The sequence below is a fragment of the Allofrancisella frigidaquae genome (genome assembly GCF_012222825.1).
Taxonomy (GTDB): Bacteria; Pseudomonadota; Gammaproteobacteria; order Francisellales; family Francisellaceae; genus Francisella; species Francisella frigidaquae.
Window position 1 is genome coordinate 1,457,290 of sequence record NZ_CP038017.1, and the last position, 14,645, is coordinate 1,471,934.

The following is a 14,645-nucleotide window of genomic DNA, read 5'->3' on the forward strand; positions in this document are numbered from 1 at the left end:
TTATCTCCTTTTTAGTCTAAAGCTGATAATATCACAATATCTTTACTAATTATTGGATTATCCTCACCAAATAGCTTAAAACATTCAAAATGTAGAACTATCTTTTGTGGAACCTTTTTAAAGCTATCTTGTAACCTAAATTTAAAGTTATCTGTAGACCCATATTCTGAGTTTTTCATATCCACACTTTTATGGACAAAACTAACAGCTCTTATATAATCATAATCAGGGGATACCAAAAACCATCTATATCCATCTGTTGAATCTACTGGCAAACTAATATTTATTATTTTTTGTTTATCTTCAAGAACTATTGGTTTTGTATACACTTTATCAACAGCTTCTTGAGTCATCTTAGCTACAGCTGTATTTACCAATATTAGTGTAATCAAAAATACATAAAAATACCTAAACATATTTAAAATACAAACTTATCATCGAGATAAATTTATTATACAATTATAGCTGTTGCAAATATACACAATAAGCTAAATATCATGGCATTAGAAAAATTTGATCTAGAACTAGTATCATTCAAAGATATTACTAATAATGTAAGACATTTTGTTTTTAAAAGAACAGATGGAAAACCACTTAATTTTATAGCTGGACAATTTATCACTTTTCTTTTAAAAGATGACAAGGGTAACCTAAAGCGTAGAAGTTATAGTTTAGGATCACTACCTTCTGACAATATGCTTCTAGAAATAGGGATAACTCATGTCAAAGGTGGTACAGCTTCAGAGTTTTTTTTCAATATGAAAATTGGTGATACTGCTGCTGCTATGGGACCTGCGGGAAGGCTTGTCCTAAAGGATGAAGAGGTTAGAAAACTAATACTTGTAGGTACTGGTACTGGTATTGTTCCTTATAGATCAATGTTCCCAGAGTTACTAGAGCGAGCTGAAACTACTGAAATACACATATTATTAGGTGTGCAATATCGCAAAGATGCTCTATACCAAAATGATTTTATAGAATTCGCAAAAAAGCACAATAACATAAATTTTACACTTTGCCTAAGTAGAGAAACAGAGGATTTAAAAGACTATGAAGTTTCTGGTTACGTTCAACAGCAATTTGAAAAAATTGACTTAGATCCAGAAAAAGATGTCATCTATGTTTGTGGTAACCCAAACATGATTGATCAATCTTACGAAATACTTACAAATGTTGGATTTGAAGCTAAAAGTGTACGCCGAGAGAAATATATTTCCTCCAATTAAGCTTGATACTATTAATAATTTAAGCTAAAATCTTTGTGCTATTCTACTTTTATTAGGATATGGTGCTTAGATGAGATAGTCTAAGTGGCGATGTCAAAGTTTACAAAAATAAGGAAAATAAATAATGAAACAAGAAATTCATCCTAAATATACAGAAGTTAAAGTAACTTGTAGTTGCGGTAACAGCTTCACAACTAGATCAACTATATCTAAAGAAGCTATGAATATAGATATTTGTTCTGAGTGTCACCCATTCTATACGGGTAAGCAAAGAGTTGTGGATACAGCAGGACGTGTTGACAGATTCAACAAAAGATTTGGTGCTCTTAAAAAAGTATAATATATACATACTATCTAACAAATTCTATTAAACAATTTAAACCGGCTTTCGCTGGTTTTTTTTATTTATCAGCAACAATCTCCCACACTCTTACAGACTTATAATGGTACTATTGAAAGTTGAAATTAGGCAAAAACATTTGAAAAAGCACAGTTTACATATAGTAAATGAGCATTTTGAGAATATTTTTAACGCAATTAGCATAGTATAATTTTAGTTTGCAACAGTTCCATAATACCTACTTATGTACTCATCTAAATGAATTGTATCATTATCTCTTAAACTCTTTTCTGCCTCTATTGACTGCTTAACTTGATCAAGCAATGTTTCTCTTTCTTTTTGCGTTAAAGTGACCTTTCTAAAGTCATCTGAAGCTTGCTTAGAGATTTCTAGCACCAAGTTTTTATATCCAAATTCTTTTGCCAACTCCACAACTTTTGCTGAAGGAGTTTTGGAAGCATCTAAAATTTTTTGTTTCTCAAGTAGTACCGCATCTAGATACTCTTGCCCCATTTGCTTAGCTACAATCTCAATTTTGCCAAATAAAGCTAAGCCATATTCTTTTAATAGAACTTTTTCACCAACAGGGTCAACTAGTTCTAAATTAGGCTTACGCCCTTGTATAGCAACATTAGTGAGATTTTGTTTACCTAAACTGATCTGCCTTTGAGAATAGCCTTTAAAATCTTGCATTAAACAGGTCATTAGCATTGCCTCTACAAACAGTGATGTGTTTTTACTAATCCCATTTTTATCAAAAGGATCAACATCAAGCACCCTAACCTCAATATACTCTACTCCTCTATTAGATAAAGCAAAAGCAGGCCTTTCACATCTTTTTGTTATTTGCTTAGGTCGTATAGGGCTGTAATACTCATTTTCTATCTGCAAAATACTCTCGTTAAGTTGTATTCTCTCACCCTTTTCATTGTACAGCCCAATTTCTTTATATTGTTTAAATTCTTGAGCTGTTGCATTTAACATATCTTTGACATAAGCTTTAACATTGTCATACGAAATATTAAGATCTTTTTGAGCAGGGCTGGTGTAACCAAGATCGCTCATCCTAAGACTAGTTGAAAACTCTCCAACATAAAATTCCTCATCCAGATCTACCAAATACTCTGTTTTTTTCCTGACAGAAGTTTTTGCACAAATAGGGCTTGCTCCAAATAGATATGGCAATAACCACATATATTCAAAATAATTATTTATAACCCCGAAATAAACATCTGAATTTGATATCCCAAGCTCAATTGCCTTTTTTAGAATCAAACTTTTATCAAATGAAAAATTATAATGGATCCCAGCTATAATCTGCATAATCTTACCATAACGAGCAGTTAACCCTTTACGGTACACTTGTTTCATCCTACCAGAATTTGAGTCACCAAAATCAGCTTCTTTTATTTGTGCTTCTGTTGCTGATAATGGCATACTAGTATTTAAAATAAACTCTTCCTTAGACATACTTTGCAAAGTAAAAGCGCTCAAGGTAGTAAGCTCATGCAATGTTATATCTATATTTTTGTGTGGTTTTGTTATTATTTCTAGAAGGTTTTCTGAAAAATCCACCGTGATACTACTATTAGTAAGCTTATGACCCAAAGATTGCGGGTGTCCAGAACAAGCTAAGCTACCATCACTATAAATACGTAAAGTCTCCCTCTCAATACCTCTAAGGTTCATTACATTTTTAAGATCGTACATGTTAGTCCTAAATAGTTAAAATCAGCCAAACCAAACATTCTTAGGTAGGCTAATTATCTAATACTAGCATTTTTTTTAAGCGTAAAACAAATATTACGCTTACATACACCAAAACGCCAAATAATATAATCATTAATATATTCTTGAGTCTACCAAACATTGTTAAACTAATCCAATAATCATCAGTCAAATTAAATAACTTTAATGTCATTACCATACAAACACAGGCTACAGCTATCTTTAGCAAATATTTAAATGGCAAGAAAACATCAACAAATAGCTTAAAATTGAATCTAATAAGTATCAATATTTGGATAACCATATTTATTAAAGCTGTTATTGAGCTAACAACAGCTAAATACACAAAAGCGTATTTGTCATGACTGTACAGGCGTATTATGTAAGTATCAAGCGCAACCCCACAAATCAAAATAAATAGACTAATCCAAAAAACAATATTTGCTTTGTTTTGAACATACAAAGCAGAAACTATGACGCGGATAAAAACAAAACAAAACAATGAAAGTAAATACCCAAGCATTGCTAAATATGTGAAATTCACATCGTTTAAACTAAACTTACCATAATAAAATAATGTTATAACTATAGGTTTAGCTAATATTGATAGCCCAATAATAGCTGGTATTACCATCAGAAACATAACTTTTATTACTAAAGCTAGATTTTTATAAAATAGTGCATTATCTTTCTTAGATTTAACTAAATATGGAATCATAGCCATAGCTATAGCTGTACCAAATATACCATATAAAAACTGGTTAACTCTATCAGCGTAATACAGCCATGCTAAACTTCCTGATAATAAAAATGAAGCAAAAAAAGTTTCTATAAGTGAGCTAATTTGTAAAACTGCTGCCCCTAGAAAAGCCATAGGTAGCTTTTTGAAGAAAAGCTTTGCTTTTATATTTTTCACAAAAAGTATCGTCTTAGTTATATTTATCCTACCTAAGAGCATAGATAATGAAAATACCGCTATTATTAACTGACATAATCCTGCTAGTAAAACACTATAAGCCACAATATAAATAGGTACACTAAACTTTGGAGATATTATTATCCCACCTATCATTACTAAGTTTAAAAATATTGGAAAAGATGAAGAAATTATATATTTACTATAACTATTAAGGATTGCAGCTACTAATCCAACAGTACAATTTAATAAAACGTACGGTAGCATTATGATAAACATCGTCCATACTAGCTGTAACATCTCATTATTAGAAATAAGTCCATAAGCGTATATATCAACCCATACTCTACTAAAACCTAAACCTACTATGATTAAAAACATCAGCATTATAGCGATTAAATACAATATTGTTGCTATAAATTCTTTTTGCTCATCTGAGATTTTTCCATCAATATATGGATTAATAATTTGAGTAAAAGTGCCTGAGGATGTAACTTTACGCATAAATTCTGGTATTCTAAATGCCACCAAAAATGCCTGTAACGCTCCACTACTTCCAAAAAACGTTGCCAATAACAAATCCCGCACAAAGCCTAGTACTTTTGATACAAGCAATAAACCAGAAATAATTAAACTATTGGAAAAAAACTTTTTCACAGAATACAAACATTAATAAAATCCATATTTACCAATTATAACCATAGGCAAGCCAAAATAGGAATCAAGAATAAAAATTAGTTAGAATCCTTTAAAGACACTATAGTCTTCCACTGACTTTCTATTGCTTTTACTTTTTCTTTGGCAGCTTGAACCTGGCTTTCGGACAACTTAATTGCTGCTAAGTTAGCTTGGGCATCTTTAAAACCATTTTTTGAAAAGTCTGGCATACAATACTCATTAAACTGTTTCCAATAATCCTTCTTAGGTTTTTTGAACAAATCAATTGCCACAGATAAATAAGCGTACTTTTCCACAGGATCTTGAGTTAGCTCAGCAGCTAAAACAAAAGCTGGTGCAAAAGGCTGAGTTATAGCCTGTTTAGTATATACTAGAGCTGTTTTTTTATCACCTTTAGCCAAATATACTTTTGCCAACCCAACTTCTACTGGTGATACATGATTAAGTTCATAAGCCTTCTTATACCACTCTAATGCTATAGCGTCATCTTTTGGTAAACCTCCTGTGCCAGACATATAGGCATCACCAATAAACGTTCTAGCCTGAGCTACGCAGTATGGATATAATTTCACAAAGCTACTTTCTTTTTTAATCAAGAAAGAATCTCTAGCCATTAAACTTCCATTAGCCACAGCTAATTTATACCATTTAAATGCTTGAGCAAAATTAGGCCACGGATTTCCTCCAGATCTAGCATAAAGATTCCCTAATTGGTTTTGCGCAACCATATATCCTAACTCTGCTGATTTTTTGATATACTCAAAACCTTTAGCTCGGTTAATTTTTACACCATCCGCTCCAAAATAATACATCTCTCCTATTGAATACATTAGGCTATAATAAACTTTTAAACCATCCCCACTACTTGGGATACCATTTTTATTGTAAAAATCTACTACCCATAAAGCGTATTCTAAAGCAAGTTTATTATCTTGGTCTGTCTGAATATATGCTTGAGCTAATATTGTTGTAGCTTTTGCATCTTTTTTAGCATATGGCTGGCAGTTTTCCAAAGCTTGACCATATTTCTCCTGCGCACCATCCTGGTAGCAACTCTCTAAAGTCGCGTAAGATGATCCAAAGACCAACAAGCCTAAAAAACAAATTAAAAACTTAACTTTCATGCAGTTTCCCTTCTAACTTAGCTGGAATTAAAGACAATTTAAGGTAATGATATATAGTAATATTTAATATTTCCATAAAAATATACCTTAATTATTTAAGAAATTTCTACCTCTCTTCTTTCAACCAGATATCTTATGTAAATATTTGAAGAGGGTTTTGGTAAAAAATCTTTGCCTTTATCTGGCCATTCTATAAAACATATACTTTTTTCATTAAAGTAATCTCTAATACCAACCCATTCTAATTCTTCAGGATCAGAAATTCTATACAAATCAAAGTGGTAAATATTAAAATCTTTAAACTCATAACTCTCTACCAAAGTATAGGTCGGACTCTTCACATTGCCCTTATAGCCTAATGCTTTTAGTATACCTTTTACAAAAGTTGTTTTACCTGCTCCCAAATCACCATGTAAGAAAATTGTTTTACCAGGCTGTAAACTTTTAGAATACTCAGCAGCTAAACTTAGCATTTGTCTTTCATTAGAAGCTATTTTTTTCATACTCTTTTGTAAATTCTCCTGCCAATACAAATGATCCAAAAACTACTGTTACAGTACTCTTTTTTGACAAATAAACACTACTTAGATCTTTATTAAACTCAACTCGCAAAATGTCATGGTTACTAAATACCTGTTTTATATTATCTACATTTAGAGCTCTTTCATCAAAAGTTTTAAGGTCTATAACTTCCCACTTATAGATGTGTTTTTTAGCAATAGATACAATTGCATTTATATCCTTGGTCGCCAAAACACCAAATATAGCTTCATATTTAATATCCTTAGTACCAAACCTATTATTCAAAAGCTTAAATAAATACTCTACTGAAGCTGGATTATGTGCAACATCAACTACCACATAACTATTATTTATTTCGTCATTTTTGAGTATATTAAAACGAGCTCTAGCTCTTATATCCTCTAGCTTAGGAATATAAGTAATCTGCATTTTTCTTAGTAAATAATCAGCTATTCCCATAGCTATATTATAGCTGTCACGAAAGCAGTTCTTTGCTTTAGGATTATAATCTTTATCGTAGATTACAGCTTCTATAATATTTGCATACTCATAAACACTATTAGGCATCGTTGAACCTAAAAATAGAGGTTTACCTTTACGAGCTATAGCAACTTTTTCTATGCCTATTTTTTCCAAAGTATCCCCTAAAATTTCACAATGGTCAAAATCTATATTTGTAATCGCTGCTATATCCGGGTCAATCATATTAGCAGCATCTAGCCTACCACCTATACCAACCTCTAATAGTAAATAATCTAGCCTAGTTATCCTTTGTGAATACAAACAAGCACACAAAAAAGCTATTTGATAATAAGATAGTTTATATTCTGGTGTTAGTTCTTCTAACCTTTCTAACAGCTCTAATAGCTGACTATCTGATATAGGACATTTATTCAAAGATATCCTTTCAACAAATTTAAAAACATGAGGAGATGTATGACTTAGTACTTTTTTATTATTTGCAACAAGCAACTCCTCAAGCATAGCTACAGTAGTCCCTTTACCATTAGTCCCAGCTATAGTTATAACTTTAAATTTCTTGTTAAAATTGAATCTACTAAGAATAAATAAAATATCTGTAAGAGTGCATTTACGAGCATCGTTAGCCATAATTTTAGCTATTTTGGTTTCAACGCTCATTTTTAGCTTTCTTGTTAAGCTTGTGGTTGCTCAGTATGCTTATGCTCCAAAGCGTAAGAATTGTTTTTTGTAAGTTCTGGCATTAGTTTATCGATTAGCTGTGCTACTTCCGATCTTAAGTTTCTACGATCTACAATCATATCAACCATACCTTTTTCTACCAAAAACTCACTTCTTTGGAACCCTTCTGGTAATTGCTCTCTCACTGTTTGCTCTATAACTCTAGGCCCAGCAAAACCGATCAAAGCTTTTGGCTCAGCTATATGTACATCACCAAGCATAGCTAAAGATGCCGATACCCCACCAGTGGTAGGATCTGTTAGAACAACTAAATATGGTAGCTTAGCTTCAGATAACTTCTGTAAAGCAGCACTAGTTTTTGACATCTGCATTAATGAAAATAATGACTCTTGCATTCTAGCGCCACCACTTGCTGTAAAGCATATAAATGGTATTTTTTTCTCCATTGCAAGCTTAACGCCTCGGACAAATTTTTCACCTACTACAGATCCCATAGAGCCCCCTAAAAACATAAAGTTAAATGCAGCTGCTACGACTGGAAAACCTTCTACCGTTCCTTGCATAACTACCAAAGCATCTTTTTCATCGGTCTTTTTTTGAGCTTGCGACAGTCTATCTTTGTAAGATTTTGTATCTTTAAACTTAAGCATATCTACAGGCTCTATATTAGCAAAATGCTCTACAGCGCTGTGGCGGTCAAAAAATATCTCTAGCCTATGTCTAGCAGAGATTCTATAATGGTAATTACAATTAGGACACACTGACTTATTATTATTTAACTCTTCAGAATATAGTGTCACCTGACAACTTGGACATTGACTCCATACTCCGCTTGGTAAATCTTTTTTCTGAGCATTTAACCCTAGACTCCTACTTATTACCCTAGTTAACCAACTCATAAACTACTGTCCTCCTAAAATAAAACAGATATACAAAACTAGCTAAATATTTCTATATCACTAAAGAAATATTTTATTTCTTGGGCTGCTGTATCTTCACTATCAGAGCCGTGTACAGCATTAGCATCTATACTATCTGCAAAATCAGCTCTAATTGTACCTTTTGCTGCTTCTTTAGGATTAGTAGCCCCCATCAACTCACGGTTTTTTGCTATTGCATTTTCACCTTCTAAAACTTGAATCATAACTGCCCCAGAAATCATAAATTCTACCAAAGCGCTAAAAAAAGGTCTTTGTTTATGTACGGCATAGAAACCTTCTGCCTCTGTTTTTGATAAATGCTTCATCTTCGCAGCAATTACTTTTAAACCAGCTTTTTCAAAACGGCTATAAATCTCACCTATAACATTCTTTTCTACAGCGTCAGGCTTTATTATAGATAGAGTTCTCTGTTTACTCATTTTACTTCTCCAATATTTTATTAGTTTGAATTATAGCACTTTTATTCACGAAATATCAAAACAAGCATTAATTATTAGTTATTTCTATAGCAGCCTCTATAAATGATTCAAATAATTTATGACCATATCTTGGTGTCGATGTAAATTCCGGGTGTGCTTGACAAGCTATAAACCACCTGTGCTGAGGTATCTCTATAAGCTCCATTAAGCTACCATCTTCTGATCTGCCTGAAAAAATTAATCCTACTTGCTCAAGTCTTTCAACGTAATTATTATTTACTTCATATCTATGACGATGTCTCTCTATGATACTGTCTGCTTGATATATTTCTCTAGCACGAGAACTTGCTTTTAATATACACTTATAAACACCTAGACGCATTGTACCACCTAGATCAGACTCTTTGTTACGTTGATGTATAGTTCCATCTTCAGATTGCCACTCCTCTATAAGAGCAATTACTGGATTAGTTGTAGTCGGTTCTAATTCACTAGAATGAGCATCTTTTAAACCTAAAACATTACGAGCGTACTCGACTACAGCAAGCTGCATGCCCAAGCAGATCCCCAAAAATGGAATATCATTCTCACGGGCGTATTTTATTGCCGTGATTTTCCCTTCTACTCCCCTACTACCGAATCCACCAGGCACAAGGATTGCTGATACACCTTTAAAAGATGAATTTATGTTATTCTCTGTAATTGTTTCTGAATCAACAAATTTGATGTTTACCTTTACACCTTTTTTATAGCCAGCATTGTAAAGGGCTTCATTAAGAGATTTATAGGCTTCTGTTAATGAAACATATTTACCAACCATTGCTATCGTTACTTCACCATTGACGTTTTTAATAGTGTCAACAACATTTTGCCATTCTGTCAAATCTGCTTCTTTAGCTTGTAAAGATAAAAGCTCTACCAGCTTAGCATCAAATCCTTGCTTATTATACTTAAGTGGTACTTCATAAATAGTCTTTACATCTTCTGCTATAAAAATACAATCTTGGCTTACATTGGTAAAAAGAGCTATCTTTCTTTTCTCACTCTCATCAAAAGCTTGCTCGCATCTGCAAACTAAAACGTCTGCTTGTATACCAATACCTCTTAGCTCTTTTACAGAGTGTTGCGTAGGTTTAGTTTTTAGTTCACCTGCTACCCTTATATATGGCAACAAAGTTAAATGTACAAATAAAGTTCTAGATCTACCTAACTCTATTCTTAGCTGCCTAATAGCTTCTAAAAATGGTAAAGACTCAATATCACCAACTGTACCACCAATCTCTACAATAGCCACATCAACATTATCAGCTATACCCATACAAATACGATTTTTAATCTCATCTGTAATATGTGGGATGACCTGGATAGTAGCACCCAGATAGTCTCCTTTACGCTCTTTTCTAAGTACACTTTGGTAAACTTTACCTGTAGTGAAATTATTTGCTTGAGTCATTTTAGCACGTATGAAACGCTCATAATGACCTAAATCTAAGTCAGTTTCTGCACCATCTTCAGTTACAAATACTTCTCCATGCTGTAGCGGGCTCATCGTGCCAGGGTCGACATTAATATAGGGATCAAGTTTTAGCATAGTTACATTTAAACCACGGCTTTCTAAAAGAGTAGCTAAAGATGCAGCTGTAACACCTTTACCGAGTGAAGATACAACTCCACCAGTTACAAAAATAATTTTAGTATTTGAATTCATCTTGAAAAAGAAATTTTAGAAAATCATGGAACATAATGATAACATTTTTAACCAAGTGTTACCATTTCAAAACGGCAAATTTCAATAGCAAATTAAAAACTATGATTTTCTTGATTAAGATATTTCACGTGAACTTATAAAGTTAATAAAGGTAGATAAAGCATTAAACTTACTAAGTTGCAACAAAGCCCCATAAAATATCAAGAAACTCTGCATCATATATGACATGGTTTGTCAAAAAATGATTGTGTGCATTGATTTATATATAACAAGGTGAGATAAATAATGTTAATGTATATCTAGTTCAAATTGAAACAAATAACAGCTATAAACAATGAATATAAATAAAATATAGGTAACTGTTATTAGCAATATTAATAATTTAATAATTGGTCAGATCACAGATAGTTTACCTTAAAAATGTAAAAGGAGCATTATTAATGACTACATTAATAAATAAAGAGTTTGCTGAGGGTAATTTTACAAAAAAAAGATATCACCTCAAAAAAGAATCTAATATTCTGTATATTATATTATATGTTAGTTGGAAATTTGAGAAAGGATGGTCCGTCCTTTCTCCTATTAACACAGAAGAAAAATTTAAGAATGACTGGAAAAATACAATAGAATCTAACTGGTCACGTAGGTTTATTATAAATATAGATGGTGAAAAACTTATTCCTATATTTAAAATTATTGAAGCTGACCCCGACAATGAAAAAGATTGTTGGAATATTTTAGTTAAAAATATGGCTTCAGGACGCTCTTGTGTTAATTGCTTTAGTGGAAATGTAGTATTATATTCTGGAGCCTTAGATTCAAGCTCTTCTACTAAAAGCATGGCTATGAATATAGGATACAAGTTAACTTTTGGACAATGGTCAAATACTTCAGCTATAACTCATTACTCAAAAACCAAGTTACAATCCATTTTACAAATCAGTAGCGAAAATGAACTTATTCAAAAATTAAAAAATTATGTGAATAAGGGTTGTTATGAGTTTTATCCAATAACCATTTATAATAACTTAGGCTTGTATCAACGTATTAAAAAAGAGAATATTTACCCTAATATTACTTACAAAGAAGCATTAAATATACCGCCTAAAATAATAATTAAAGGCAGAAATAATATAGAGGTCATGCATAAAGATTCTTATCAAGACTTCCCAATTGCTGTACATGAATTTGGTCATATGATCGGATTACCAGATGAGTACTTAAGTGATTCTCATATAAATAAAGATATAAAAAATATTTGTAATAAATTTAATATTGAAATTCCAAATTTCAATAGTAATAATAAAAATCTAATGTCTATGGGAGATAGGTTTCTACCTTTTTATTATTCCACAATATTATTTTCATTATATAAAATGTATCCATTGACTAAAGAAGTTAGCTTAATTCCTCTAGATGAGGAATTAAATATTACAACTATAGATAATAACTATCAAGTTATAAATATTGAAGGCTCAACTTTATTTATTAATTATAAAAAATTTAATGTCATGATAGATCCAAATAATATTATTATTGTAAATTCAAGAAATAATGTTGGTTCTTTCTTTACTTATAATACAAAAGAATTTCAACTAAAGCTTTACGTCAAAAATAATGAGGTTAAAAAAATTGTAGGACATATAGATAAATTAACTTGTCATGCCAATAATTCTCGGATTTCTTTGACAATAGGTAATGAATTTTATGACCTAGATTCATTATCCAATGCTACACATTTTTTAGGCGCGAACCAGGCCTATAGTAGAAATGAATTTAATGTAAAAACAACGGCTCTTTTGAATAAATGGAATGAAATTAAAAATAATTATAAACATTTAAATAATAGATATCTAAAGTAACTACAGCTTAACCTAAGTCTCACAGACATATTTATAAACCTATTTACACAGTTAATAGAAAGCCTCAAGGGACTCAAGGCTGACATAGAAAGTTTACTTGATATACTTGTTAACTAATCTAACAAAAGTCATTGGATCTTCTATCTTAGCCCCCTCTACAAACATCGCTTGAAGAAGCAGTAACTGTGACAAATCACCAAAAACCTCTGTATCAGGCTCATCTTTTAACCTTTGTACAAGATGATGCTCAGAATTTAGCTCCAAAACTGGCTTCATACCCATACCAGGCATAAATGCTTGTCCAGCTTCTTCCATCATTTTCTGCATATGTAAACTCATACCATAATCATTTACAACCACACAACTTGGAGAATCTGTCAAACGCTTAGATAAACGTACATCTTCAACCTTATCTTTTAACACTTCTTTGATATCTTTTAACACTTTTTCGAAATCTTTGGTTTCTTTTTCAAATTTTTCTTTGGTTTCTTCAGTCTCAAACTTATCTAAATCAATATCACCTTTGATAATTGATTTCATATGCTTACCATCAAATTCAGTCAAACTAGACATCATCCACTCATCTATTCTATCTGTCATTAGAAGCACTTCGATACCTTTCTTTTTAAATACTTCCAATTGAGGATTGTTTAGCGCAGCTTTATAGCTATCTGAAGTAATATAGTAAATAATATCTTGACCTTCTTTCATACGTGAAATATAGTCAGTTAAAGATACTGTTTGTTTAGCGTCTTCACTAGCTGTAGAAGTAAATCTTAATAGACCAGCGATTTTCTCTTTATTGCTATAGTCATCCGAAACACCTTCTTTTAGCACTTGACCAAAATTATCCCAAAACTTTTGGTATTTCTCTTTATCTTTCTTAGCTAACTTACTTAACTCACTAAGAATCTTTGTAGCCGATGCTTTTTTAATTTTATCAATTACTTTATTATGTTGTAGAATTTCACGCGACACATTCAAAGGCAAATCAGCAGAGTCAACTACACCTTTAATAAACCTCAAATATGGAGGTAGTAATTCTTTGTTCTCCATAATAAACACTCTACGTACGTATAAAGATAAACCATAATCCTTATCTCTATTCCAAAAATCAAAAGATTTATTTTCTGGTATAAATAACAAGCTAGTGTATTCAAGATTACCTTCTACCTTATTATGTGACCATATCAATGCATTAGCAAAATCATGTGAAATATACTTATAGAATTCGTTATACTCATCATCTGTAATCTCATCTTTTGATCTTAACCAGATAGCTTTAGTATTATTTACAGTTTCATATTCATCTTTTATAGTTTGCTTACCATCTTTATCAAACTCAACTTTTTTCATTTGGATAGAAGTATTTATACAGTCAGAATACTTATTGACTAACCCTTTTAAAACTTGGTGCTCCAATAAGTCTTCATGCTCTTTTTTAAGGTGAAGAGTAATCTCCGTACCACGCTTTTCTTTTGTAATACTCTCTACAGTAAAACCATTTTGTGCATCAGATACCCACTTTGTTGCTTGAGATTTATCTTGTCCTGCTTTTCTAGTTCTTACAGTTACCTTATCTGCGACTATAAATGACGAATAAAACCCAACTCCAAATTGGCCTATCAGCTCATTATCTTTACTTTTATCACCAGTTAAACTTTCTAAAAACTTTTTAGTGCCTGATTTTGCTATTGTTCCTAAATTTTCGATAACTTCTTCTTCTGTCATACCAATACCATTATCACTAACAGTTATTGTCTTAGCTTTTTTATCAAAATCTATTTTTATAGCATAATCAGTATCATCTTCATTAAGTTGTGCATTTGAAATACTTTCGTATCTAAGTTTCTCAATAGCATCAGAACTATTAGAAACTAGCTCCCTTAGGAATATTTCACGATTTGAATATAGCGAATGAATAACTAAATGAAGTAACTTATCTACTTCAGTTTCAAAAGTGTATTTTTTTTCTGACATTTATATAACCCTCTTTTATTAGATTAACCTATTTACAACA

Annotated in this window: 13 protein-coding genes; 3 read left to right on the top strand and 10 right to left on the bottom strand. The window is 31.7% G+C overall.

Annotated features, from left to right (window positions below):
- Positions 1-11: 11 nt before the first annotated feature.
- On the bottom strand, positions 12-416 hold the full coding sequence (locus E3E15_RS06830; protein WP_172107070.1) for a hypothetical protein: 405 nt from the start codon (positions 414-416) through the stop codon (positions 12-14).
- 81 nt (positions 417-497) lie between these two features.
- Between E3E15_RS06830 and E3E15_RS06835 the strand changes: the two genes are divergently transcribed.
- The gene (locus E3E15_RS06835; protein WP_172107071.1) at positions 498-1,226 is read left to right on the top strand and encodes a ferredoxin--NADP reductase; all 729 of its coding nucleotides are present in this window, start codon (positions 498-500) and stop codon (positions 1,224-1,226) included.
- A 124-nt stretch (positions 1,227-1,350) separates the two neighbouring features.
- A complete protein-coding gene (rpmE, locus tag E3E15_RS06840; protein ID WP_172107072.1) occupies positions 1,351-1,566 on the top strand; it encodes a 50S ribosomal protein L31 in 216 nt (71 codons plus the stop codon).
- Between the two features lie 213 nt (positions 1,567-1,779).
- Here rpmE and gshA read toward each other — a convergent pair whose 3' ends face one another.
- The 8 genes from gshA to E3E15_RS06880 all read right to left on the bottom strand — a co-directional run bounded on the left by gshA (position 1,780) and on the right by E3E15_RS06880 (position 10,763).
- Complete coding sequence (gene gshA, locus E3E15_RS06845; RefSeq protein ID WP_172107073.1) at positions 1,780-3,276, bottom strand: glutamate--cysteine ligase; 1,497 nt, start codon at positions 3,274-3,276, stop codon at positions 1,780-1,782.
- 49 nt (positions 3,277-3,325) lie between these two features.
- On the bottom strand, positions 3,326-4,867 hold the full coding sequence (gene murJ / locus E3E15_RS06850) for a murein biosynthesis integral membrane protein MurJ (RefSeq protein ID WP_172107074.1): 1,542 nt from the start codon (positions 4,865-4,867) through the stop codon (positions 3,326-3,328).
- Between the two features lie 77 nt (positions 4,868-4,944).
- Complete coding sequence (locus E3E15_RS06855; protein ID WP_172107075.1) at positions 4,945-6,012, bottom strand: tetratricopeptide repeat protein; 1,068 nt, start codon at positions 6,010-6,012, stop codon at positions 4,945-4,947.
- Between the two features lie 95 nt (positions 6,013-6,107).
- On the bottom strand, positions 6,108-6,515 hold the full coding sequence (gene tsaE / locus E3E15_RS06860) for a tRNA (adenosine(37)-N6)-threonylcarbamoyltransferase complex ATPase subunit type 1 TsaE (protein ID WP_245313659.1): 408 nt from the start codon (positions 6,513-6,515) through the stop codon (positions 6,108-6,110).
- A complete protein-coding gene (locus tag E3E15_RS06865) occupies positions 6,496-7,674 on the bottom strand; it encodes a bifunctional folylpolyglutamate synthase/dihydrofolate synthase (RefSeq protein ID WP_172107076.1) in 1,179 nt (392 codons plus the stop codon). Before E3E15_RS06865 ends, tsaE begins: the two co-directional genes overlap by 20 nt.
- 14 nt (positions 7,675-7,688) lie before the next feature.
- The gene (gene accD / locus E3E15_RS06870) at positions 7,689-8,594 is read right to left on the bottom strand and encodes an acetyl-CoA carboxylase, carboxyltransferase subunit beta (protein WP_172107077.1); all 906 of its coding nucleotides are present in this window, start codon (positions 8,592-8,594) and stop codon (positions 7,689-7,691) included.
- A 38-nt stretch (positions 8,595-8,632) separates the two neighbouring features.
- Positions 8,633-9,055, bottom strand: a complete 423-nt coding sequence (gene ndk / locus E3E15_RS06875; RefSeq protein ID WP_172107078.1) for a nucleoside-diphosphate kinase — start codon at positions 9,053-9,055, stop codon at positions 8,633-8,635.
- A gap of 67 nt (positions 9,056-9,122) precedes the next feature.
- Positions 9,123-10,763: a CTP synthase gene (locus tag E3E15_RS06880; protein ID WP_172107079.1), complete on the bottom strand. Its 1,641-nt coding sequence runs from the start codon at positions 10,761-10,763 to the stop codon at positions 9,123-9,125.
- A 440-nt stretch (positions 10,764-11,203) separates the two neighbouring features.
- Here E3E15_RS06880 and E3E15_RS06885 point away from each other — a divergent pair, with 440 nt between their 5' ends.
- Positions 11,204-12,625, top strand: a complete 1,422-nt coding sequence (locus E3E15_RS06885) for a hypothetical protein (RefSeq protein ID WP_172107080.1) — start codon at positions 11,204-11,206, stop codon at positions 12,623-12,625.
- Between the two features lie 93 nt (positions 12,626-12,718).
- Here the strand turns inward: E3E15_RS06885 and htpG are convergent, their stop codons facing one another.
- Positions 12,719-14,605: a molecular chaperone HtpG gene (htpG, locus tag E3E15_RS06890; protein ID WP_172107081.1), complete on the bottom strand. Its 1,887-nt coding sequence runs from the start codon at positions 14,603-14,605 to the stop codon at positions 12,719-12,721.
- Positions 14,606-14,645 lie beyond the last annotated feature (40 nt).

Coding starts and splice junctions, on each gene's coding strand:
- E3E15_RS06830 (WP_172107070.1), bottom strand. CDS start 416: ATGTTTAGGTATTTTTATGTATTTTTGATTACACTAATATTGGTAAAT.
- E3E15_RS06835 (WP_172107071.1), top strand. CDS start 498: ATGGCATTAGAAAAATTTGATCTAGAACTAGTATCATTCAAAGATATT.
- rpmE (WP_172107072.1), top strand. CDS start 1,351: ATGAAACAAGAAATTCATCCTAAATATACAGAAGTTAAAGTAACTTGT.
- gshA (WP_172107073.1), bottom strand. CDS start 3,276: ATGTACGATCTTAAAAATGTAATGAACCTTAGAGGTATTGAGAGGGAG.
- E3E15_RS06855 (WP_172107075.1), bottom strand. CDS start 6,012: ATGAAAGTTAAGTTTTTAATTTGTTTTTTAGGCTTGTTGGTCTTTGGA.
- tsaE (WP_245313659.1), bottom strand. CDS start 6,515: ATGAAAAAAATAGCTTCTAATGAAAGACAAATGCTAAGTTTAGCTGCT.
- E3E15_RS06865 (WP_172107076.1), bottom strand. CDS start 7,674: ATGAGCGTTGAAACCAAAATAGCTAAAATTATGGCTAACGATGCTCGT.
- accD (WP_172107077.1), bottom strand. CDS start 8,594: ATGAGTTGGTTAACTAGGGTAATAAGTAGGAGTCTAGGGTTAAATGCT.
- ndk (WP_172107078.1), bottom strand. CDS start 9,055: ATGAGTAAACAGAGAACTCTATCTATAATAAAGCCTGACGCTGTAGAA.
- E3E15_RS06880 (WP_172107079.1), bottom strand. CDS start 10,763: ATGAATTCAAATACTAAAATTATTTTTGTAACTGGTGGAGTTGTATCT.
- E3E15_RS06885 (WP_172107080.1), top strand. CDS start 11,204: ATGACTACATTAATAAATAAAGAGTTTGCTGAGGGTAATTTTACAAAA.
- htpG (WP_172107081.1), bottom strand. CDS start 14,605: ATGTCAGAAAAAAAATACACTTTTGAAACTGAAGTAGATAAGTTACTT.